This window comes from Luteimonas sp. FCS-9, assembly GCF_001014645.1.
GTDB lineage: Bacteria > Pseudomonadota > Gammaproteobacteria > Xanthomonadales > Xanthomonadaceae > Luteimonas.
Genome location: NZ_LASZ01000004.1, coordinates 174,723 through 195,484, shown reverse-complemented (window position 1 = coordinate 195,484; position 20,762 = coordinate 174,723). Strand labels below are relative to the sequence as shown.

Sequence of the window (20,762 nt, the reverse complement as noted above, 5' to 3'; positions counted from 1 at the left end):
TCCGAGTCCATGCCCATGATGCCGTCCTCCCGTGCCCTTTCCCTGCTGACCGCCGCGACCGTGCTCGCGCTCGGCCTGGCATCGCCCCTGCATGCCGAGCAGGCACCGGCGGTCGCGCCGCCGGCCGCGACCGCGACCGCGCTCGTCGACGGCGTGCTGCGCCGGGACCTGGCGCGCGGCGTCTACGAGGCGCGCTACAGCCAGGCCGCGAACGCGCTGTTCGTCGCGTCCTCGGAAGCCGCGCCCGACACGAAGGGCGGGGTGATCTACCGGCTCGACCCGGCCACGCTGGAGACCCGCGGCAAGACCCACACCGACCTGCGCAATTTCGCGGTCGCGACCGACGCCAAGGGCGAGACGCTGTACGTGACCAACAGCGTCGAGCGGGGGCTGACCTCGATCGATGCGAAGACCGGCGAGGTCAAAGCGCGGCTGCGCTTCGAGGACAAGGCCTCGGACGGCTCGAACTACGGACCGCGGCAGGTGATCCTTGATGAGGCCGGCGGCACGCTCTACGTCGGCGGCGTCGGCGCACCGGGCCTGATCTGGGTCGTCGACGCGGCGACGCTGACGCTGCGCGCGACGATCGGCGATGCCGGCAAGTGGGTGACCGGCCTGCTGCTCGATCCGGCCGCGGGCCGTCTGTATTCGGCCAACGGCGACGGCGAAGTGCTGGTGATCGACACCGCCACCCACACGATCCAGCAGCGCTGGACGCCTGGCGACGGCAAGGAGTACCTGCTGCTCAACCTCGCCCACGACCCGGCGACCCACCGCCTGTTCGTCACCGATCACTCGAAGGGCGCGACGGTGCTGGTGTTCGACACGCGCACCGGCAAGGTCGAGCGCAGCCTGCCGGTCGGCGATTCGATGGGCATCAAGTTCCACCCCGAGCGCCGTGCGCTCTACGTCACCCATCGCGACCAGGGCACGGTCAGCGAGCTCGATGCCGACAGCTACGCCGTGCGCCGCACCTGGACGCTGCCGCCCAATCCCAACAGCCTGGAGATCGCGCCCGACGGCAAGGCGCTGTACGTGACGGTCAAGGCGCCCTTCAACAAGGACTACACCGCCAGCGCGCTGGAGTCGGTGGTGCGCATCCCGCTCGAATAGGCCGGTGGCCGGGGCGCCGGGGGACACCATCGTCCGTAGGAGCGCCCTCGGGCGCGATGGGGCCGTTGCGGCGATGCCATCGCGCGCGAGCGCGCTCCTACGGTGCGGCGGGGTCGGGCGAGCCGGTGGGAATGACGCCATATCGCCCGTAGGAGCGCCCTCGGGCGCGATGGGGCCGTTGCGACGATGCCATCGCGCGCGAGCGCGCTCCTACGGTGCGGCGGGGCCGGACGAGCCGGTGGGATAACGCCATCGCCCGTAGGAGCGCCCTCGGGCGCGACGCGGCCGTTGCGACGATGCCATCGCGCGCGAGCGCGCTCCTACGGTGCGGCGGGGTCGGGCGAGCCGGTGGGAATGACGCCATATCGCCCGTAGGAGCGCCCTCGGGCGCGATGGGGCCGTTGCGACGATGCCATCGCGCGCGAGCGCGCGCCTACGAAAGGCGGCGAACGGGCCGCGCTACAGCGCCAGCGAGACCGACAGCGTGAACGTGCGCGGGGCGGCCAGCACCAGGTAGTTCGCGCCGGACGTGCCGCCGGTCGAGGCCCAGTAGGCGCGGTCGAACACGTTGTCGACCCGCGCGCGCAGCGTCCAGTCGCGGCCGCTGGCCTCGAACGCATAGCGCGTACCCAGGTCGAACCGCGTCCACGACGGCAGTTCCAGCGCATTGTCCAGGCGCGCCGCCTGGCGGCCGGTGTGCACCGCGCGCGCATCGAGCGTGAGCCCGTCCACCCCGGGCACGTCCCAGTCGATGCCGGCGTTGGCCTGCACGTCCGGCACGCCGATCACGTCGTTGCCCTCGTTGACGCCGCCCTGGGTGCGGCGGAGCGTGGCGTCGAGCAGGGTCAGACCGCCGAGCACGCGCAGGCCGTCGGCCGGCTGGCCGTAGACGCTCAGCTCCAGGCCCTGGTTGCGCTGCTCGCCGTCGGCGCTGACCCGGTAGTCCTGTTCGATCGCGTTCGGCTTGGCGATGCGGAACACCGCGGCGCTCGCGCCCCAGCCGCCGGCGTCGTACTTGGCGCCGACCTCGTACTGCTTGGAACGGAACGGGTCGAGGATTTCGCCGGCGTTGACGATCGGGGTGCCGTCGGCGCTGGTCTGGTCGACGGTCTGGCCGGGCAGCAGGGCCTCGGCGTAGTTGGCGTACAGCGAGACCTGCCGGCCGAGCTTGAAGACCGCCGCGGCGACCGGCGTGACCACGCTGTCGTCGTAGCGGTCGAGCGCGGCGCCGGTGCTGTAGTCGTAGCTCGACTGGCGCAAGGTCTGTCGGCGCGCGCCCAGCGTCAGCAGCACGCGGTCGTCGGCCAGGCGCAGCGTGTCGGCGATCGCGAGGCTCGCGGTCTGAGTGCGGCTGGTGGTCAGCGGATCGGCCATGTCGCCGACCGCGGGGTTGGTGGCGGGCAGCGGGGTCGCGACCGGCGCGTACAGCGAGCCCACCGGGAGGCGGACGCCGCTGGCGAAGGCGTTCTGCGAGTCGAGGTCGAAGAACGAACCGCTGACGCTGACGCGGTGGCCGACGGCGCCGGTGCGGAACTCGGTGCGCAGGCCGACCTCGCCGGTGCGCAGCAGGTCCTCGCGCACGTTGTCGAAGCGCGACGCAGCCAGGTTGCCGGCGGTGTCGACCCGCGGGTTGGCCAGCACGTTGTGCTCGCGGCTGTCACGGATGCCGACCGCGGCCCAGGCCGTCGTGGTGTCGCTGACGTCGTATTCGCCGCGGACCACGCCGAACAGGTCCTCCTCGCCGGTGAAGGTCCACGGCTGGGCGAAGTTCACGTCGGCGTCGGGCGCCGTCGGGATCCCGCCGTTGGGCGTGACGCTGGGGCGCGGCGCGTCGATGCGGTGGTCCTGCCAGCCCAGGTCGGCCGAGAACCGCGCGCGCTCGCCGCGGTAGTCGACGCCAAGCGCCAGCACGCCGAGCTCGCGCGATTCGTCGAGCACGGTGTCGCCGTCGCGGCGTACGGCATTGGCGCGCACGCCCCAGGCGCGGTCGGCGCCGAAGCGGCGCGAGACGTCGGCCGCGGCGTAGCCCTGGCCGCCGCTCTCGTAGCCCAGCGTCAGCCGGGTCAGGTCGTCGTCGCCGGCGCGCTTGGGCACCAGGTTGAACGCACCGCCGATGCCGCTGCCGCCGGGCGCGGCGCCGTTGATGAAGCTGTTGGCGCCGCGGAACACTTCGACGCGCTCCAGGAACTCGGCGGCGACGTACTGCCGCGGCAGGAGCCCGTACAGGCCGTTGTAGCTCATGTCGTCGGAATACACGGGCAGGCCGCGCACCACGTACAGCTCCTGGAAGTTGCCGAAGCCGCGCGCCACCCGCACCGCCGGATCGTTCTGCACGACGTCGGCGACGCTGCGCGCCTGCTGGTCGCGCATCAGGTCGGCGGTGAAGTTGAGACTGTTGAACGGCGTGTTCATGAGGTCGAGGTTGCCGAACAGGCCGACGCGCCCGCCGGTGGCGACCTGGCCGCCGGCGTAGGCGGGCGGCAGCTCGACCTGCGACCCGTCGGCGGTCACCAGCACGGTGTCGAGCGTGCGGGTCCGAGCCTCGGTGGCGTCGGTGGCGTCGGTGGCGGCGTCCTGGGCGAGCGCGGGCGCGGCGGCGATGCAGGCCAGCAACGCGAGCGCGAGCGGGGCGCGGCGTGCGCGCAGCGACGCGGCCGGGACGGAAGACGGAAGAGCGGGCATGGCGAAGCAGTCCTGTCGGCAAGGGGAGGCGGCACGGCTGGCTGAGGGCCGGTGGCCCCTGGCTGACGGAGCGGCGCGGACGGGCGTGGACGCGTCGGCGACGTGAAGACATTGTCGCACGCGGCGTCGCGCCCGGGCATCGACACGCGCGTCGACGGCGGCCGGCTAGCATCTGCGCCATGGATGCTCCTCGCCCCGGGCTCGCCACCCCGCTGACCGCCGCGCTCCGCAGCTGGGTGCTGGGCGTGTTTCCGCGCGGGCAGAGCGGGATCGACTACGACGCGCCGGCGGGTGATCCGGGCCTGTTCGGACCGGACAGCGTCACCTGGCGGATCCATGGCGATTTCCCCGGCATGCTCGCCGGCGGCCTGTGCGCACTGCTGCTGCAGGCGCTGCACCCGCGCGCGTTGGCAGGCGTGTGGGACCACTCCGACTTCCGCACCGACCTGGTCGGACGGCTGCGGCGCACGACGGCCTTCGTCGCGGGCACGACCTACGCCGGCACCGCGCACGCGCAGCGGCTGATCGCCCGGGTCGCCGCGATCCATGGCCAGGTGCGCGGCACCACGGCCGACGGCGTGCCCTACGCGGCCGACGATCCGGAGTTGCTGACCTGGGTGCACGTCACCGAGGCCTACGCGTTTCTGCAGGGATTCCATGCCTACGCCGGGCTGCGCACGCCGCATGGGATCGACGACCGCTACTACGACGAGTCGCGCCGCGTGGCCGAGGCGCTGGGCGCGCGCGACGTGCCGGCCGACCGCGCGGCGATCGCGGACTATTTCGCGCAGGTGCGCCCGGAACTGCGCTTCGACGCGCGCTCGCGCGAGGTGCTGGCGGTGCTGCGCGGCATCCGCCTGCCGGTGCCGGGCGCGGCGCTGTCGCGCGAGGTGTTCATCGGTGCGGGCGCGGCGCTGTTGCCGTCCTGGGCCGAGGCGCTGCTGGAGATCACGCCGCTGCAGCGCGTCCGCCACCGCGCCTGCGCACGCGTGCTGCGCGGCATGGCGCCATTGTTCCGCATGGCGCTGCCCGACGGCATCGCCGCGCGCGCGTGCCGGCGCGTGGGAGCGTCGCCCGACATCGTCCGGCGCTGGCCGGACGAGGCCTGAAATCGCCGGCGGACGGCGCGCCGCTCAGTCGACCCGGGTGCCGAAGATCTTGTCGCCGGCATCGCCCAGGCCGGGCAGGATGTAGCCCCGCGCGTCGAGGCGTTCGTCGATCGAGGCGGTGTAGACCTCGACGTCCGGGTGGACGGCTTCGAGCGCGCGCAGGCCTTCGGGCGCGGCGACCAGGAACAGGCCCTTGATGCGGCTGGCGCCGGCGGCCTTGAGCATCGCCACGGTGGCGATCAGCGTACCGCCCGTGGCGAGCATCGGGTCGAGGATCAGCGCAGTGCGGTCGGCCATGTCGCCGACGAGGTTCTCGTAGTAGGGCACCGCCTGCAGCGAGGCTTCGTCGCGCTTGATGCCCACGACGCTGACCTTCGCGGCCGGGATGAGCTCGAGCACGCCGGGCAGCATGCCGATGCCCGCGCGCAGGATCGGTACCAGGGTGATCTTGCGGCCCTTGATGCGCCGCACCTGCACCGTGCCGGCCCAGCCGTCGACGGTCGCGTCCTCGGTCTCCAGGTCCGACGTGGCTTCGTAGGTCAGCAGCGTGGCGACCTCGGCCGACAGCTCGCGGAAGGTCTTGGTGCTGTTGTCGGCGCGGCGCATCAGCCCGAGCTTGTGCTGGACCAGCGGGTGGCGGACTTCGACGATCTTCATGGGCATCGGGAACGGAACGGGCGATGCCGACAGGATAGGGCACGCGCGCCGTCGGGTCCGCCCTGCCGGCGGTCCGGGGGCCGGACGCAACGCCCGGACCCCGGACCACCGCACGACGCGGCGGTCGGTCAGAACTGGTAGCGCACGCCCGCCAGCCACGACCGGCCGAAGCCCTCCATCTCCAGCACGCGGTTGCGCTGGCCCTGGAAGCGGACCTGGCGCGTGTCGCGCAGGTTGTTGATCTCGCCGAACACGCTCCAGCCCTCGCCGAGCTTCATGCTCGCCGAGAAGTCCAGGCTCGAGCGGTCGTCCCAGTAGACGTTCAGTTCGGGATTGCTGATATCGAACGCCTGGATGAAACGCGAGCGGTAGTTGTAGGCCAGGCGCGCGTCGAGGCCCGCGCGCTCGTAGGTCAGCGCGATGTTGTAGTTGTCGCGCGAGGTGCCCGGCAGCTCGGTCTCGCCCAGGCCGAACGGCAGCTGCGCCTCGGACTTGGCGTAGGTGTAGTTGGTGTAGACGCCCAGGCCGGCGAGCGCGCCGGGCAGCCGGTCGAAGGTCTGCTGCCAGGTCAGTTCCGCGCCGTAGATCCGGCCCCGGTCGCCGTTCTCGGCGCGGGTGATGCGCAGCGTCTGGCCGCCGCCGGCGTCCTCGTCGTGCGAGGCCAGGAACAGCGGGTCCTCGATCCGCTTGTAGAACAGCGCGCCCGACACCAGGCCCAGCGGGCGCAGGTAGTGCTCGAACGACAGGTCGAGATTGTGCGCGTAGGCCTCCTGCACGAGCGGGTTGCCCTCGTCGATGGCGATGACGTTGCGGTCGTCGGCCTCGCCGAGGATGCGGTAGGGCGCGGTGTGCATGAAGTCCGGGCGGTTGAGCGCGGTCGAGTACGAGGCGCGCACGATGCTGTCGGGGCCCAGTTCGTAGCGCAGGTGCACGCTGGGCAGGACGTTGCCGTAACGGCGGCTGGCCGAGACCGGCGTCGCGACGCCGGTGTCCTCGTCGAACGCGATCGCCATGCCCTCGGTCTCGGTGCGCTCGTAGCGCACGCCGGCGATCATCGTCAGCGCGTCCCAGGTCGCGTCCAGACGCACGTAGCCCGCATACACGTCCTCCTCGGCGCGGTAGTCGCCGGTCAGCGAGTCGGGGATCAGGCGCTCGTACGCGTCGCTGTCCTGCAGCGGTCCGGCGTAGCGGTCGAAGATGTCGCGGCAGAAGCGCCGGCCGGTCAGGAAGTAGCCGAAGTTGTTCGACAGGCTGTCGCAGAGCATGTCCGAGTAGGCGATGCCCAGCGCGTCGAAGTCGTCGCCCTCGCCGTTGCGGAAGCGCTCGTCGTCGAACTGCTTGTCGCGCAGCCGGGCGCGCACGCCGAAGCGCAGGTCGCCGGTCTCGCCGACGAACGACTGGGCCCGGCTCAGGTCCAGGCGCAGGCCGGTCTCGTTCTCCTCGCTGTACTCGAAGCGGTCGTTGAGGCGGCGGAACGCGTACCAGTCCTCGGGCAGGTTCACGCCGGTGGCCGGCGCGTCCTCGCGGCCGCGGATCGTCCACACGGGGAAGTCGGGGTTGGCGTAGTCGTAGTCGAGCTGCGGGCGCACGTCGGAGCGGAAGATGTACTGTCGCCGCGGCTCGGTGACCTTGGTGGCCTCGCTGCGCGAGGCCTGCCAGTCGACCTTCCAGGTCTCGCCGACGTAGTGCTCGCCGCCGAGGTTGTAGGTGCGGATCGTCTTGTCGTAGGTGCGCTCGCGCAGTTCCTTGTCGAAGGTCGCGCGCGCGGTGCCGCCGGACTCCCCCGAGTCGGCGGTGTGCTGGTCGAGCGTGATCGTCAGGTTGTCGCGGAACTCGCGGTCGACGAAGTTGGCGTCGGAGGCGACCAGGTAGACCAGGTTGTCGGGATCGATGCGGAAGTCGAAGCGTCCGGTCAGTCCCTTGCGGGTGCGCGTGCCCTCGTAGTCCTTGATCTGGATCTCGGTGGGCGCGAAGCCGTCGTTGACGCGCTCGTACAGGCTTTCGACGTTGTCGGTGAAGCGGCCCTGCTTGCTGAGCGAGCCGGAGATCAGCACGCCGATGTTGCGGTCGGCGCCGAAGCGGTTGCCGATCGTCGCGTTGTAGCGCTCGTTGTCGCCGTCGCCCAGCTGGTACTCGCCGCCGGCCAGCGAGGCGCGCAGCGTCAGCCCGTCGCGGTCGAGCGCGCTCTGGGTGCGGATGTTGATGTTGCCGGCGATCGCGTCGCCGTCCATGTCCGGCGTCAGCGCCTTGGTGACCTCGAGCGCGGAGATCACGTCGGACGGAATGGTGTCCAGCTCCACGCCGCGGCTGCCGGCGTCGGGGTTGGCCAGCTGCACGCCGTCGATCGAGACGGTGGTGAACTCCTTCGGCGCGCCGCGCACGGTGACGTAGCGGCCTTCGCCCTGGTCGCGCTCGATGGATACGCCGGAGATGCGCTGGGTGGACTCGGCGATGTTGTTGTCGGGGAACTGGCCCAGCAGGTCGGCCGAGACGACGTTGACGTAGTTGGTCGACGACCGCTGCTGGTTGAGCGCGCGCGCCTGGGCGTCGCGGCTGGCGCGGACCTCGACGACGCCGAAGTCGGTCGCCCCGGCGTTGCTGGTCAGCGCGACGTCGACGCGCGTGCCGCGGCCGTCGCCGATCGTGACCTCGGTCTCGTAGGCGCCGTATCCCAGGTAGTCCACGCGCAGCGTGTGGCGACCCGCCGGCAGCCCGACGACGCGGAACAGGCCTTCGCCGTCGGTGCTGGCCTGGCGGCCGCCGACGGTGACGAGTGCGCCTTCGAGCGCGATGCCGCGCGAGGCCTCGCGGACCTGGCCGACGAGCGTGCTGGCCATCGCGGCCACGCCGTCGGTGGCGGCGGTCTGCGCGTGGGCGGCGGGCGTGGTGGCTGCGAACAGCGCGGCGGCGATCGCCACGGCGATCGCGGTCTGTGTCGATGTCATCGGGACTCCGGAAGTGGCGGGGGCGCATCGGCCGGCCTGCGCACCCCCTTTCGTGCGGCGCGGGCCGGTGTTCGCGAGCGCCTCGGGAACGTCCGGAAAGTCTGGGTCGGTTTTGTTGCGGATTCATGATGGCGAGGCGACGTGCGCCGTGTCGCGGCATGACACGCCGGTGTCATCGTTCGTCCACACAATGCGCGGTCGCCGCGATCCGGCATGACCGTCGCATGACCGTTGCGCGCTTTCCCGATGACACGACTTCCTGGTGATCCATGACAAGGCATTCCACCGTCTCTCCCCGCGCGCTGGCGATCGCATCGCTCGCGCTGTGCATCGCCGCCTGTTCGGCCTCCGCGCCCGACACGTCCGGCCAGGCGGCCGCCACCGCCGACGACGTGCCGGCCGCCGCCGAGCGCGCGCTGCCGGTCGTCGAGGAAGCGTTCGTCAGTGCGCTCACGCCCGAGGACAACATCGACTCGCCGGCCGCGTGGACCGCGCCCGACGGTCGGGTGCTGGTGATCGCGACGGCCAAGTCCACCGACCGTCTGGTCGTCTACGACGGGGCGACGGGCGAGACGCTGCGCACGTTCGGTGCTTCGGGCACCGGGGCCGGCCAGTTCCGGCGCCCGAACGGCATCGCGGTGATCGACGACCTGGCGTTCGTCGTCGAACGCGACAACCACCGCGTGCAGGTGCTGCGGCTGCCGGACTTCGCGCCGGTGCTCGCGTTCGCCGCGCAGGACCTGGTCAAGCCGTACGGCCTGTGGATCGACCGTGCGGGCGACGGCTACACGCTCTACGTCACCGATTCCTACCACGACGGCGAGGACGCGCAGGGCAACGACGTACTGCCGCCGCTCGACCAGCTCGACCGGCGCGTACATCGCTACGCGTTGCGCCCCGATGGCGAGACGTTCGCGGTCGAGGCGCTGGGCGCATTCGGCGACACCACGGCCGACGGCGCGCTGCGCGTGGTCGAGTCGATCTGGGGCGACCCGGCGAACGACCGGCTGCTGATCGCCGAGGAGGACGAGACCTACGCCAACGAACTGAAGGTGTACGACCTGGCCGGCCGCTATGCCGGACGCACGGTCGGACGGGACGTGTTCCGGGCGCAGGCCGAGGGCATCATGCTCAAGGCCTGCGCCGACGGCGGCGGCTGGTGGATCACGACCGAGCAGGGCAAGGGCCAGACCGCGTTCCACCTGTTCGACCGGCGCTCGCTCGAGCACGTCGGCGCGGTGGCCGGCAAGACCGTCGCCAACACCGACGGCATCTGGCTGCACGACGCGCCGTCGACCGCGTTTCCCGACGGCGCGCTGTACGCGGTGCACGACGACCAGGGGCTGGTCGCGTTCGACTGGCGCGCGATCGCGCAGGCGCTGTCGCTGCCCGCCTGCAGGAGGCCCTGATCATGCGAGAGCGCTTCGACATGACCCGGTGCCTGCGCGCGGCACTGCTCGCGCTGGTGTTGCTCGCACCCGCCGTCCACGCACAGGCGCCGCGGCAAGCCGAGCCCAACACCCGCGTGCCCGAAGGCGATCGCGGGCACGCCGCGACCGCGTATCCGGACCGCATCGCGGCCTCGCCCGCGCAGGACGCGGCGACCGGCTTCGCGGTGGCCTGGCGCACCGATGCGCGCGTGCGTGCACCGCAGTTGCAGATCGCGCCGGCCGACGACACGCCCGACATCGGCGGCGGACGGCCGCGCATCGTCGTCGCGAGCACGCAGGCGCTGGAGACGCGCAACGGCACCGCGCACCAGCACCGCGCGGACGTCGACGGGCTGGCGCCGGACACGCTGTACGCGTGGCGCGTGCAGGGTCATGGCACCTGGAGCCCGTGGTTCCACTTCCGCACCGCGACGGCCGACGCGGCGCCGCTGACGCTGCTGTACTTCGGCGACACCCAGAACCAGAACACCTCGCTGGTGACCCGGGTCATCCGCGAGTCGCGGCGCTGGGCGCCGGACGCGAAGCTGGCGCTGTTCGCCGGCGACCTGGTGTCGGGCGGCGGCGCGGGGCAGGGTGCCGACGACGACGAATGGGCCGAGTGGTTCGAGGCCGCCAGCGGCCTGCCCGAGGACATCGCGACCGCACCTGCCGCCGGCAACCACGAGTTCCACGAAGAGCACGAGGACACGCCGCAGGAGCGCCGGGTGCTGTCGCCGCACTGGCCGGTGACGTTCGCGCTGCCGCGCAACGGTGCGCCCGGGGTCGAGGCGACGACGTACTGGTTCGACTACCAGGGCGTGCGCTTCGTCGTGCTCGACGGCACCTCGATCCTCGATCTCGATGCCGGTCCGGCGCAGGCGCAGTGGCTGGACCGCGTGCTGGCCGGCAACCCGCACCGCTGGAGCGTGGTGCAGATCCACCAGCCGCTGTACGCGTTGCGCTTCGACCGCGACTACGCGCCGCTGCGCGAGCACCTGTCGCCGGTGCTGCGCAAGCACCGCGTGGACCTGGTGCTGCAGGGGCACGACCACGCCTACGGGCGCCGCGCGCTCGACGCGGACGGCGACACGCCACAGCTGACGGTCAGCGTGGTCGGCGCCAAGCAGTACCGCATGGGGCCGCAGGCGCTGGCGACGATGGCGCCGATCGCCGAGGACACGCAGCTGTTCCAGGTGTTGCGCGTTGACGGCCCGGTGCTGCGCTACGAGGCGCGCACCGCGACCGGCCGGCTGTACGACGCGTTCGAGCTGCACGACGACGGCGGGCGCAAGCGGCTGGTCGAGCGCGAGGACGGCAGGATCGAGACGCGGCGCTGCACGCGCGAGGCCTCGCTCAAGGGCCGCGCCGACCGGTGCTGGGAGTGAGCGCGATGGCGCGCGCGTGGCTCGCGGCCGTGCTGGTCGCGGGGACGGGGTTCGCCGGCGCACAGCCCCCGGCAGCGGCGGTCGACACGATCCGGCATCCGTTCCATGTCGCCCAGCCGGACCCGGCGGCGCACGAAGCGCTGCTGGCGGTGGAGATTCCCGCCGGCGGCAGCGTCAAGTACGAGATCGGCGCCGAGGACGGCCTGGTGCACGTCGACCGCTTCCTGTCGATGCCGGTGGCGTATCCGGCGAACTACGGCTCGATGCCCGCCACGCGCGCCGGCGACGGCGATCCGCTCGATGCGCTGGTGCTCACGCGCGCGCCGATCCATCCCGGCGCATTGATCCGCTTCCGGCCGCTGGGCGTGCTGCGCATGCGCGATCGTGGGCAGGCCGACGAAAAGATCGTCGGCGTGCCGGTCGACGACGTCGACCCCAGCTATGCCGGAATGCGCGATCTATCCGACCTGCCGGCCGCCGAACGTGCGCGCATCGAGGCGTTCTTTCGCGTCTACAAGGACCTGCCCGAGGGCGGCAACGGCGTGGCGCTGCACGGCTGGGGCGACGCCGCCGAGGCCCGCCGGCTGATCGGCGAGGCGATCGCGCGCGCGGCGCAGTAGCCGCGTCGATCGGCATCCGGTGGCGAATGCGCGCATCGTCGTCGCGGCCATCCGGGCGTACGCCGCGCCGCCGGCATCCGGCCGGCCGGACCGGCGCGCGGCAGCGGAGCGAACCCTCACGTTCGGGTGCGGCGTCGCCCGCGTTCCGACGCCTTGAGCAGCCGGTACAGCGGCCAGGCGAGCAGCATCGGCACGACGATCGCCTCGTGGGTCGAGCAGGTGTCGGCCCAGCGCGCCGCGCTGCGGTCGGACGCGAGGATGGCGATCGAGACCAGCAGCAGGCCGGTCGCGGCGATCGCGCCGCAGACCGCGAGTGCGTCGCCGGACCAGGCATGGCCGCGGCCTGTGTCGAGCAGCCACAGCAGCGCCGGCCCCGCGACCAGCAGGCCGCCCAGCGTCGCCAGCACGCTGCGTACGTAGAGGGCGTCGAGCGCGTCGCGTCGTCTCCTGGACATCGGGCTCCTGTGCCGGCATCGGGGCCGGGTCGCGATGAAGGCGATCGGGCCGGGCGGCTGGTCTTCGTTCCCTCTCCCCAAGCCTAGGACGGACGCGCGGTCCGCCGTACGGGGGCCATCGCCCCCATCCCGTTCCCTTCCCCCCTAGCGGGGAAGGGCAATTGTGCCGGGCGGGGCCGCGTTCGATCAGACCGCGACGGCGGAACGCGCGTCCTCGGTCGAGACTTCCGTCTTCTGGGGGCCCTCGCGCAGGGCCTGGCCGACCATGTCCACCAGCAGCCCGATCTCGTCCTCGCCGATCGCGAAGTGCGGGGTGAAGCGCAGCGAGTTCGCGCCGCCGTGGATCACGCCGATGCCGCGCTCGCGCAGCCACTCCTCGGTCGAGCCGGCGCCGTAGCACTTGAAGCGCGGCGCCAGTTCGCAGGAGAACAGCAGGCCGGTGCCCTGGACCTTGGTGATCGCGCCGCCGGCGTCGGCGCGCAGCGCCTCGAGCCGCTCGACCGCGCGGCGGCCGGCCTGGCGGATGTTGTCGCGGATCTGCGGCGTGAGCTGTTCGAGCACAGCGCAGGCCACGTCGAGCGCGCGGGGATTGGCGGTCATCGTGTTGCCGTAGACGCCGCTGCGGTACAGGCCCGCCGTGTCCTCGGTGACCGCGAGCACCGACAGCGGGTACTGACCGGCGTTGAGCGCCTTGGAGTAGGTCTCCATGTCGGGGGCGTCGAGCCCCTCGAACCCCGGATAGTCCACGATCGACAGCACGCCGTGCGCGCGCAGGCCGGCCTGGATCGAATCGACCAGCAGCAGGCTGCCGTGCTCGCGGGTCAGCGCGCGCGCGGCGGCGTAGAACGCGGGCGGCAGCGCGCGGCCGGGGTCGCCTTCGCCCATGACCGGCTCCAGGAACACCGCCTCGACGAACCAGCCGTTGGCATCGGCGTCGGCGAACGCCCGGCGCAGCGCCTCGACGTCGTACGGCGGCACGGCGATCAGCGAGTCCTCGCCGCGGAAGCTGGCCAAGTGCTTCATGTAGGTGGCGCGGGTCGAATCGGAATACAGCGCCGGCCGCTCGGTCCGGCCGTGGAAGCTGCCCTTGACGACGATGCGCTTGACCGTGCGCCCGGCATGGCGGCCGTCCGGGTCGGTCTGCACGCGGGTGTTGATGTCGGCGATGCGCGCGGCCAGGCCGACCGATTCGGACCCCGAGTTCAGGCACAGGAAATGGCTGTACGGGCAGCCGTCGCCGCGGGTGTGGCCGATCTCCCGGCGCAGCGCGCGGTCGAGCCGCAGCTGCGACAGGTGCGGGGTCATGATGTTGGCCATCGGCACCGGGCGCGCCATCGCCTCGAGCACCGGCGCGGGGGTATGACCGAAGCCGAGCATGCCGTAGCCGCCCGAGTCGTGCAGCACCGCGCCCTTGAGCGTGACGATCCACGGGCCGCGTGCGGCCAGCGCGACGTACGGGTTCACGCCGTCGCCGGGATAGAAGTTCACGTAGCCGGCCTGCACCGTGCGGGCCTGCGCATCCTCGTCGAGGTCGAGCAGGTCGGCGAACTCGCCGCGGATCCGCGCGTACTCGTCAGCGGCGGCCTGCAGCGCCTCGACGAGCGCGGGGTGGCGCGCGGCGAACGCCTCGACGACCTCGTCGGACAGGCCGGTCGTGCGGCGCGCGCCACCGTGGGCGCGGAGCGGGGCGAGGATACGGGTCGCGGACATGTGTGACTCCCTGGTTCGGCAGGCGGGCCGGTGGCGGGCGCGGGCTCGCGCAGCGGGCGAGACCGGCTCCCCAGCCGGTGCGTTCTTTCCATTATCTGGACGATTCCGTCGAATGATAGCGACGGAACGACGATGCCTTGCTAAAGTTTCGGCGAATCGCCGAGCGAGATCGTACAAGTGCATAAGGAGGCCGCCGATGTCCGCCTGTTGTCGCTGCTGCGCGAGAACGCCCGGCTGTCGACCGCCGAGATCGCGCGCCGGCTCGGGCTGTCGCGCACGACCGTGCAGAGCCGGATCGAGCGGCTCGAGCGCGACGGCGTCATCGGCGGCTACACGGTGCGGGTGCGCGACGACTTCGAGCAGGGCCACATCCGCGCGCAGATCATGATCAGCGTGCGCCCGCGGCAGATGACCCCGGTGGTGACCGCACTGCGCGCGATCGACGCGGTGCGCGCGCTGCACTCGGTCAGCGGTCCGTACGACCTGATCGCGCTCGGCGTGGTGCCGACCGTCGCCGACATGGACGTGCTGACCGACCGGATCGGCTGCCTGGAGGGCGTCGAGCGCACGACCTCGTCGATCATCCTGTCGACCAAGTTCGAAAGATAAAGCCGTCTTCCGCTCACGGCGGAAGACGGCTGCGTCCCACCCCCGCCCACGGGGGCGGGGGGACCATCGGCAGCGCCGATGGTGGGGTGGGGGGGCCGTGACCGGGCGATGCGTCTTGGGTGGACGCCGCATCTCCCGTAGGAGCGCGCTCGCGCGCGATGGCGCGTTCCGGTAGGGCCTCATCGCGCGCGAGCGCGCTCCTACAGGGGGAGGCGGGCTTCATTACAATGTCGGCCCGCATGCCGCCGTCCGCCTCTTGAAGAAGTCCGATTTCCATTTCGACCTGCCGGAGGAGTTGATCGCGCAGGCGCCGCTGGCCGAGCGCTCGGCCAGCCGGCTGCTGGTCGTGCCGCCCGCCGACGCTGCGTTCGACGACCGTCACGTGCGCGACCTGCCGGACCTGCTGCAGCCGGGCGACCTGCTGGTGTTCAACGACACGCGGGTAATCCCGGCCCGGCTGTTCGGGCACAAGGACAGCGGCGGGCGCGTGGAGATCCTGATCGAGCGGCTGCTGCCCGGCAACGAGGCGCGCGCGCAGATCGGCGCCAGCAAGGCGCCCCGGCCCGGCGGACGCATCGTGCTCGACGGCGGCGGCCATGCCGAGGTGCTCGCGCGGGACGAGGGCTTCTACCACCTGCGCTTCGAGGTCGACGGCGCGCTCGAATCCTGGCTGCTGCAGGCCGGGCGCATGCCGCTGCCGCCGTACATCCGGCGCGAGCCGGGCGTGGACGACGCCGAGCGCTATCAGACCGTGTTCGCGCGCGAGGTCGGCGCGGTCGCCGCGCCGACCGCCGGCCTGCATTTCGACGACGCGCTGCTGTCGCGCCTGCGCGCGCGCGGGGTGGATTTCGGCCACGTGACGCTGCACGTGGGCGCCGGCACGTTCCAGCCGATGCGCGTGGACGACATCCGCGAGCACCGCATGCACAGCGAGTGGCTCAACGTCGGCGCCGAACTGGTCGCGCAGATCCGACGCACGCGCGCGTCCGGCGGCCGCGTGGTCGCGGTCGGCACGACGGTCGTGCGCGCGCTCGAGAGCGCCAGCGTCGATGGCGAACTGCATCCGTTCGCCGGCGAGACGCGCATCTTCATCTTCCCCGGCTACCGCATTCGCAGCGTCGATGCGATGGTCACGAACTTCCACCTGCCCGAGTCCACGCTGCTGATGCTGGTCTCGGCGTTCGCCGGGCGCGACCGCATCCTCGCCGCCTACGACCACGCGGTGCGCGCGCGCTACCGGTTCTTCTCCTACGGCGACGCGATGCTGCTTTGGAGCCGGGATTCGGGATTCGGGAGTGGGGATTCGTAACGCAGCGGCGCCGCTCTTCCCGATCCCGAATCCCCGATTCCCGCTCCCGGCCGTCCAATGTCCCGACTCCAGTTCCAGCTCCAGACCACCGACGGTACCGCCCGCCGCGGCCGCCTGACCTTCCCGCGCGGCACGATCGAGACGCCGGCGTTCATGCCGGTCGGCACCTACGGCACGGTCAAGGGGGTGCTGCCGCACCAGATCCGCGCGCTGGGCGCACAGATCATCCTGGGCAATACCTTCCACCTGTACCTGCGCCCGGGCCTGGAGGTCATCGAGGCCCACGGCGGCCTGCACGGCTTCGCGCGCTGGGACGGGCCGATCCTGACCGATTCGGGCGGCTTCCAGGTCTTCTCGCTGGCGCACAAGCGCAAGATCACCGAGGAAGGCGTCACGTTCGCCGCGCCGACCGACGGCTCGCGCGTGTTCCTCGGCCCCGAGGAGAGCATGCGCATCCAGAAGGCGCTCGATTCGGACATCGTGATGATCTTCGACGAGTGCCCGCCGGTGCAGGTCGACGGCAAGCCGGTGGATCCGCGCGTGGTCGAGCGCTCGATGGAACTGTCGCTGCGCTGGGCGGCGCGGTCGAAGCGCGCGCACGAGGGCAACGACGCCGCGCTGTTCGGCATCGTCCAGGGCGGCGTGCACCACGACCTGCGCACACGCTCGGCGCAAGGGCTCCAGGCCATCGGGTTCGATGGCTACGCGATCGGCGGGCTGGCGGTCGGCGAGACTGAGGACGAGCGCAACGCGATGCTCGACCACACCACGCCGCAGCTGCCGGCCGACCGCCCGCGCTACCTGATGGGGGTGGGCCGGCCCGAGGACCTGGTGGAGGCGGTCGCGCGCGGGGTCGACATGTTCGACTGCGTGATGCCCACCCGCAACGCCCGCAACGGCCACTTCTTCACGTCCACCGGCACGATCCGCATCCGCAACGCGAAGTTCGAGAAGGACCTGCGGCCAATCGAAGAAGGTTGCGGCTGCGAGGCCTGCGCCGGGGGCTACACCCGCGCCTACCTGCGCCATCTCGACCGATGCGGGGAGATGCTCGGTCCGATGCTGGGCACGCTGCACAACCTCTGGTACTACCAGAAACTGATGGCCGACATGCGCGCGGCGATCGAGGCGGGAACCTTCGCCGCCTTCCGCGAGTCCTTCTATCGCGCCCGGATGGGGAATCCGGACGCCTGAGCCGCCCCGGGCGGCCCGGATTGCCCCGATTCCCGCCCGATCCGCGCTTCGGCCTGCGCCTCCGGCCGGCCGTGGCATAATCGCCTGCTGCCTTTTCGACCCTGATGGATGCCCAGATGAACCTGCTGGACCTGCTGATCGCCCCCGCCCACGCCGCCGCGCCCGCTGCCGGCGCCGCGCCGAGCCTGCTGTCGACGCTGGCCTTCCCGATCATCCTGATCGCGATCATGTACTTCCTGATGATCCGTCCGCAGATGAAGCGGACCAAGGAACATCGCGCGATGCTCGACAAACTGTCGGTCGGCGACGAGGTCATCACCAACGGCGGCATCGCCGGCGTGGTGCGCGGGATCGGCGAGAGCTTCATCACTGTCGAGATCGCCGAGCGCGTCGAGATCCGTGTCCAGAAGGGCGCGGTCGGCAACGTGCTGCCCAAGGGCACGTTGAAGTCGGCCTGATTCCCTGATTCTGCCGGGGTCCGCCCCGGCAACTCTCCCGGCGCCGCCCGTGCGGCGCCCGAGGCAAGCCAATGCTCGAATTCCCGCGCTGGAAATACGCCCTGATCCTGGTGGTGCTGGTCCTGGCAGCGCTGTACGCGCTGCCCAACGCCTACCAGAAGAACCCCTCGGTCCAGATCACCCCGAGCACCAGCGACGCGCGTGTCGACGACGCGCTGCGCCAGCGCGTGGACGGCTTGCTGAAGGAGGCCGGCGTGACGCCGGTCGGCACCGAGATCGACGAGAACCACCTGCTGGTCCGGCTGCACGATTCCGACGCCCAGACCGCCGCCGCCGACACGCTGCGGCCGGCGCTGGGCGAGAACTACTCGGTGGCGCTGAACCTCGCCTCGACCGTGCCCGACTGGCTGTCGGGCTTCGGCGCCCGGCCGATGTCGCTGGGCCTCGATCTGCAGGGCGGCGTGCACTTCGTGATGCAGGTCGACCAGGCCGCGGCGCTGCAGAAGCGCGTCGACGGCTACGCCGACGGCATCCGCACCGTGCTGCGCGACAACCGCATCGGCTATTCCAGCGTCGAGCGGCGTGCCGACAACAGCATCGGCGTGGTGCTGACCGAGGGCGCCAATGTCGACCAGGCGCGCCAGCACATCGCCACCAGCCTTGCGAGCGCGTCGGGGCAGGGCGTGGCCGGCGGTGGCCCGCAGATCGCCGTCGACGGCAACCGCATCACCGTGCGGCTGTCGCAGGGCGAGATCGCGCGGATCGCCACCGATGCGGTCGAACAGAACCGCACCGTGATCTCCAACCGTATCAATTCGATCGGCGTCGCCGAACCGGTGCTCCAGCGCCAGGGCGAGGACCGCCTGGTCATCCAGCTGCCGGGCCTGCAGGACACCGCCGAGGCCAAGCGCCTGATCGGCGCGACCGCGACCCTCGAGTTCCGCGCCGTGACCGGCGACGAGAACCAGGCCGCCGCCGCGGTGGCCTCGGGCAACGTCCCGGCCGATTCGCGCATCTACTACAACGAGCTCGACCAGCCGCTGCTGCTGTCGCGGCGCATCCTCGTCTCCGGCGATCAGCTGATCAACGCCAACCCGCAGACCGACCAGCAGACCGGCCTGCCGTCGGTCAGCATCACGCTCAACAGCGCGGGCGGCAAGCGCATGCTCGACCACACGCTCGAGAACGTCGGCCAGCGCCTGGGCATCGTCTACGTCGAGCGCATCCCCACCGTGCGCATCGTCGGCGGCGAGGAGGTGCGTTCGGCGCGCACCGTCGAGCGCGTGATCAGCTCCTCGACGATCCGCGGCGTGTTCGGCCGCGAGTTCCAGACCACCGGCCTGAGCCGCGACGAGGCCAACGATCTGGCCCGCCAGCTCAAGGCCGGCGCGCTGGCCGCGCCGATGGACTTCGTCGAAGAGCGCGTCGTGGGCCCGAGCCTGGGCGCGGAGAACGTCGAGCGCGGCGTCACCGCCGTGCTCTACGCGTTCCTGTTCACGCTGCTGTTCTTCATGCTCTATTACCGCATGTTCGGTGTCGTCACCTGCTTGGCGTTGATCCTGAACCTGCTGATCGTGGTCGCGGTGATGTCGCTGTTCGGCGCCACGATGTCGCTGCCAGGCTTCGCCGGCCTGGCGCTGTCGATCGGCCTGTCGGTCGACGCCAACGTGCTGATCAACGAGCGCATCCGAGAGGAGCTCAGGGCCGGCATGCCGCCGAAGTCGGCGATCGTGACCGGCTACGAGAAGGCCTCCGACACGATCTTCGACTCCAACCTGACCGGCATCATCGCGGGCATCGCGCTGTACGCCTTCGGCACAGGCCCGCTGCAGGGCTTCGCGGTCACGCTGGTGATCGGCATCGTCGCCTCGATGTTCACCGCGATCGTCGTCTCGCGCGCACTGGTCACGCTGATCTACGCGCCGCGCAAGAAACTCAAGTCCCTGGCGATCTGACGGGAGAGACCGAACATGACCATTTTCCCGTTGTCCCTGATCCCCGCGAACACGCGCATCGACTTCATGCGCCTGCGCCACGTCTGGGTCTCGTTGTTCGCCCTGCTGTTCGTCGCCTCGATCGCGGTGATCGGCGTGAAGGGCTTCAACTTCGCGCTCGACTTCACTGGCGGCACCGCGGTGAACGTGCGCTTCGAGCAGCCGGTCGGCGTCGACGACGTGCGCGAGCGGCTCGAGACCGCAGGCATCACCAACGCCCAGGTGCAGACCTTCGGCAGCGGAAACGACCTGCTGATCCGCGTGCGCGGCGACGAGCAGGCGAACGTGGACGGCAACACGCAGCTGGCGCAGCAGGTGCTGGCGGCGGCCTCGAGCGACGGCAACCCCGGCCGCATCCTGAGCACCGAGGCGATCGGTTCGCAGGTCTCGGGCGACCTGCGCAAGAACGCGATCTACGCCGCGATCTTCGTGCTGGTGGGTTTCCTGCTCTACATCAGCGTGCGCTTCGAGTGGAAGTTCGCGGTCGTGGCCAGCGTGACCACGCTGTTCGACGTGCTGGTGGTCGCCGCGCTGTTCTCGCTGACCGGCCGGGAGTTCGACCTGACGGTGCTGGCCGGACTGCTGTCGGTGATGGGCTTCTCGATCAACGACACCATCGTGGTGTTCGACCGCGTGCGCGAGAACTTCCGCGGCGTGCGCGCCGAGCCGCTGGAGATCTTCAACCGCTCGATCAACCAGACGCTCTCGCGCACGATCATCACCTCGCTGGTGTTCTTCCTGTCGGTGCTGGCGCTGTTCCTCTACGGCGGCGGCTCGCTCGAAGGCCTGGCGCTGACGCAGATGATGGGCGCGGTCGTCGGCACGCTGTCGTCGATCTTCATCGCCTGCCCGCTGCTGACCTACGGCGTGCTGCGCGTCACCAAGCAGGACCTGCTGCCCAAGGCCAGGGACGAGGCGGCGCTGGCGCGGCGGCCCTGAGCCCGAACAGGTTCCGCAACGAAGAAGCCGCGCGATCGCGCGGCTTCTTCGTGTCTGGCATTTTGTAGGAGCGCGCTCGCGCGCGATGGGCGCGACGGGCGTTCCTGATGAAGCGCATCGCGCGCGAGCGCGCTCCTACAGGAGTCGCTTCAC

General features: G+C 71.3%; 16 protein-coding genes. 11 read left to right on the top strand and 5 right to left on the bottom strand.

Going from position 1 to position 20,762, the window contains the following annotated elements; genetic code table 11:
• The first annotated feature begins 15 nt into the window (after positions 1 to 15).
• Complete coding sequence (locus tag WQ56_RS05585; protein WP_047136095.1) at positions 16 to 1,113, top strand: YncE family protein; 1,098 nt, start codon at positions 16 to 18, stop codon at positions 1,111 to 1,113.
• Between the two features lie 459 nt (positions 1,114 to 1,572).
• On the opposite strand, the gene WQ56_RS05580 is transcribed toward WQ56_RS05585, so the two are convergent.
• Positions 1,573 to 3,795 carry a TonB-dependent siderophore receptor gene (locus WQ56_RS05580; protein WP_156170369.1) on the bottom strand — a complete coding sequence of 741 codons (2,223 nt, stop codon included), beginning with the start codon at positions 3,793 to 3,795 and terminating at the stop codon, positions 1,573 to 1,575.
• Between the two features lie 179 nt (positions 3,796 to 3,974).
• Between WQ56_RS05580 and WQ56_RS05575 the strand changes: the two genes are divergently transcribed.
• A complete protein-coding gene (locus WQ56_RS05575) occupies positions 3,975 to 4,904 on the top strand; it encodes an oxygenase MpaB family protein (protein WP_047136094.1) in 930 nt (309 codons plus the stop codon).
• Positions 4,905 to 4,928: 24 nt separating this feature from the next.
• Here WQ56_RS05575 and upp read toward each other — a convergent pair whose 3' ends face one another.
• Complete coding sequence (gene upp / locus WQ56_RS05570; protein WP_047136093.1) at positions 4,929 to 5,561, bottom strand: uracil phosphoribosyltransferase; 633 nt, start codon at positions 5,559 to 5,561, stop codon at positions 4,929 to 4,931.
• A gap of 128 nt (positions 5,562 to 5,689) precedes the next feature.
• The gene (locus tag WQ56_RS05565; RefSeq protein WP_047136092.1) at positions 5,690 to 8,506 is read right to left on the bottom strand and encodes a TonB-dependent receptor; all 2,817 of its coding nucleotides are present in this window, start codon (positions 8,504 to 8,506) and stop codon (positions 5,690 to 5,692) included.
• Between the two features lie 269 nt (positions 8,507 to 8,775).
• Here WQ56_RS05565 and WQ56_RS05560 point away from each other — a divergent pair, with 269 nt between their 5' ends.
• The 3 genes from WQ56_RS05560 to WQ56_RS05550 are packed head-to-tail and all read left to right on the top strand — an operon-like array spanning position 8,776 to position 11,941.
• A complete protein-coding gene (locus tag WQ56_RS05560; RefSeq protein ID WP_047136091.1) occupies positions 8,776 to 9,915 on the top strand; it encodes a phytase in 1,140 nt (379 codons plus the stop codon).
• Positions 9,916 to 9,935: 20 nt separating this feature from the next.
• Positions 9,936 to 11,321, top strand: coding sequence for a metallophosphoesterase family protein (locus WQ56_RS05555; RefSeq protein WP_047136090.1), 1,386 nt, complete (start codon positions 9,936 to 9,938; stop codon positions 11,319 to 11,321).
• Between the two features lie 5 nt (positions 11,322 to 11,326).
• A complete protein-coding gene (locus WQ56_RS05550) occupies positions 11,327 to 11,941 on the top strand; it encodes an inorganic diphosphatase (protein ID WP_082132211.1) in 615 nt (204 codons plus the stop codon).
• A 116-nt stretch (positions 11,942 to 12,057) separates the two neighbouring features.
• Here the strand turns inward: WQ56_RS05550 and WQ56_RS05545 are convergent, their stop codons facing one another.
• Together WQ56_RS05545 and WQ56_RS05540 are read right to left on the bottom strand one after the other, a co-directional pair.
• Entirely contained in the window at positions 12,058 to 12,396 is a 339-nt protein-coding gene (locus tag WQ56_RS05545) for a hypothetical protein (RefSeq protein WP_052772864.1), read from the bottom strand.
• A 186-nt stretch (positions 12,397 to 12,582) separates the two neighbouring features.
• Positions 12,583 to 14,106 (bottom strand): aminotransferase class III-fold pyridoxal phosphate-dependent enzyme, encoded by a 1,524-nt coding sequence (locus WQ56_RS05540; RefSeq protein ID WP_047136089.1) that lies wholly within the window; start codon positions 14,104 to 14,106, stop codon positions 12,583 to 12,585.
• Positions 14,107 to 14,283: 177 nt separating this feature from the next.
• On the opposite strand from WQ56_RS05540, the gene WQ56_RS05535 reads away from it, so the two are divergent.
• The 6 genes from WQ56_RS05535 to secF all read left to right on the top strand — a co-directional run bounded on the left by WQ56_RS05535 (position 14,284) and on the right by secF (position 20,609).
• On the top strand, positions 14,284 to 14,715 hold the full coding sequence (locus WQ56_RS05535; protein WP_047136088.1) for an Lrp/AsnC family transcriptional regulator: 432 nt from the start codon (positions 14,284 to 14,286) through the stop codon (positions 14,713 to 14,715).
• A 256-nt stretch (positions 14,716 to 14,971) separates the two neighbouring features.
• On the top strand, positions 14,972 to 16,024 hold the full coding sequence (queA, locus tag WQ56_RS05530; protein WP_047136087.1) for a tRNA preQ1(34) S-adenosylmethionine ribosyltransferase-isomerase QueA: 1,053 nt from the start codon (positions 14,972 to 14,974) through the stop codon (positions 16,022 to 16,024).
• Positions 16,025 to 16,081: 57 nt separating this feature from the next.
• Positions 16,082 to 17,218 carry a tRNA guanosine(34) transglycosylase Tgt gene (gene tgt / locus WQ56_RS05525; protein WP_047136086.1) on the top strand — a complete coding sequence of 379 codons (1,137 nt, stop codon included), beginning with the start codon at positions 16,082 to 16,084 and terminating at the stop codon, positions 17,216 to 17,218.
• A 116-nt stretch (positions 17,219 to 17,334) separates the two neighbouring features.
• Positions 17,335 to 17,676 (top strand): preprotein translocase subunit YajC, encoded by a 342-nt coding sequence (gene yajC / locus WQ56_RS05520; RefSeq protein ID WP_047136155.1) that lies wholly within the window; start codon positions 17,335 to 17,337, stop codon positions 17,674 to 17,676.
• Between the two features lie 71 nt (positions 17,677 to 17,747).
• On the top strand, positions 17,748 to 19,631 hold the full coding sequence (secD, locus tag WQ56_RS05515) for a protein translocase subunit SecD (protein WP_047136085.1): 1,884 nt from the start codon (positions 17,748 to 17,750) through the stop codon (positions 19,629 to 19,631).
• Between the two features lie 15 nt (positions 19,632 to 19,646).
• Complete coding sequence (gene secF / locus WQ56_RS05510) at positions 19,647 to 20,609, top strand: protein translocase subunit SecF (protein ID WP_047136084.1); 963 nt, start codon at positions 19,647 to 19,649, stop codon at positions 20,607 to 20,609.
• Positions 20,610 to 20,762 lie beyond the last annotated feature (153 nt).

Coding starts and splice junctions, on each gene's coding strand:
- upp (WP_047136093.1), bottom strand. CDS start 5,561: ATGAAGATCGTCGAAGTCCGCCACCCGCTGGTCCAGCACAAGCTCGGG.
- WQ56_RS05540 (WP_047136089.1), bottom strand. CDS start 14,106: ATGTCCGCGACCCGTATCCTCGCCCCGCTCCGCGCCCACGGTGGCGCG.
- yajC (WP_047136155.1), top strand. CDS start 17,335: ATGAACCTGCTGGACCTGCTGATCGCCCCCGCCCACGCCGCCGCGCCC.
- WQ56_RS05585 (WP_047136095.1), top strand. CDS start 16: ATGATGCCGTCCTCCCGTGCCCTTTCCCTGCTGACCGCCGCGACCGTG.
- WQ56_RS05565 (WP_047136092.1), bottom strand. CDS start 8,506: ATGACATCGACACAGACCGCGATCGCCGTGGCGATCGCCGCCGCGCTG.
- secF (WP_047136084.1), top strand. CDS start 19,647: ATGACCATTTTCCCGTTGTCCCTGATCCCCGCGAACACGCGCATCGAC.
- WQ56_RS05580 (WP_156170369.1), bottom strand. CDS start 3,795: ATGCCCGCTCTTCCGTCTTCCGTCCCGGCCGCGTCGCTGCGCGCACGC.
- secD (WP_047136085.1), top strand. CDS start 17,748: ATGCTCGAATTCCCGCGCTGGAAATACGCCCTGATCCTGGTGGTGCTG.
- WQ56_RS05550 (WP_082132211.1), top strand. CDS start 11,327: ATGGCGCGCGCGTGGCTCGCGGCCGTGCTGGTCGCGGGGACGGGGTTC.
- WQ56_RS05575 (WP_047136094.1), top strand. CDS start 3,975: ATGGATGCTCCTCGCCCCGGGCTCGCCACCCCGCTGACCGCCGCGCTC.
- WQ56_RS05545 (WP_052772864.1), bottom strand. CDS start 12,396: ATGTCCAGGAGACGACGCGACGCGCTCGACGCCCTCTACGTACGCAGC.
- tgt (WP_047136086.1), top strand. CDS start 16,082: ATGTCCCGACTCCAGTTCCAGCTCCAGACCACCGACGGTACCGCCCGC.
- WQ56_RS05560 (WP_047136091.1), top strand. CDS start 8,776: ATGACAAGGCATTCCACCGTCTCTCCCCGCGCGCTGGCGATCGCATCG.
- WQ56_RS05555 (WP_047136090.1), top strand. CDS start 9,936: ATGACCCGGTGCCTGCGCGCGGCACTGCTCGCGCTGGTGTTGCTCGCA.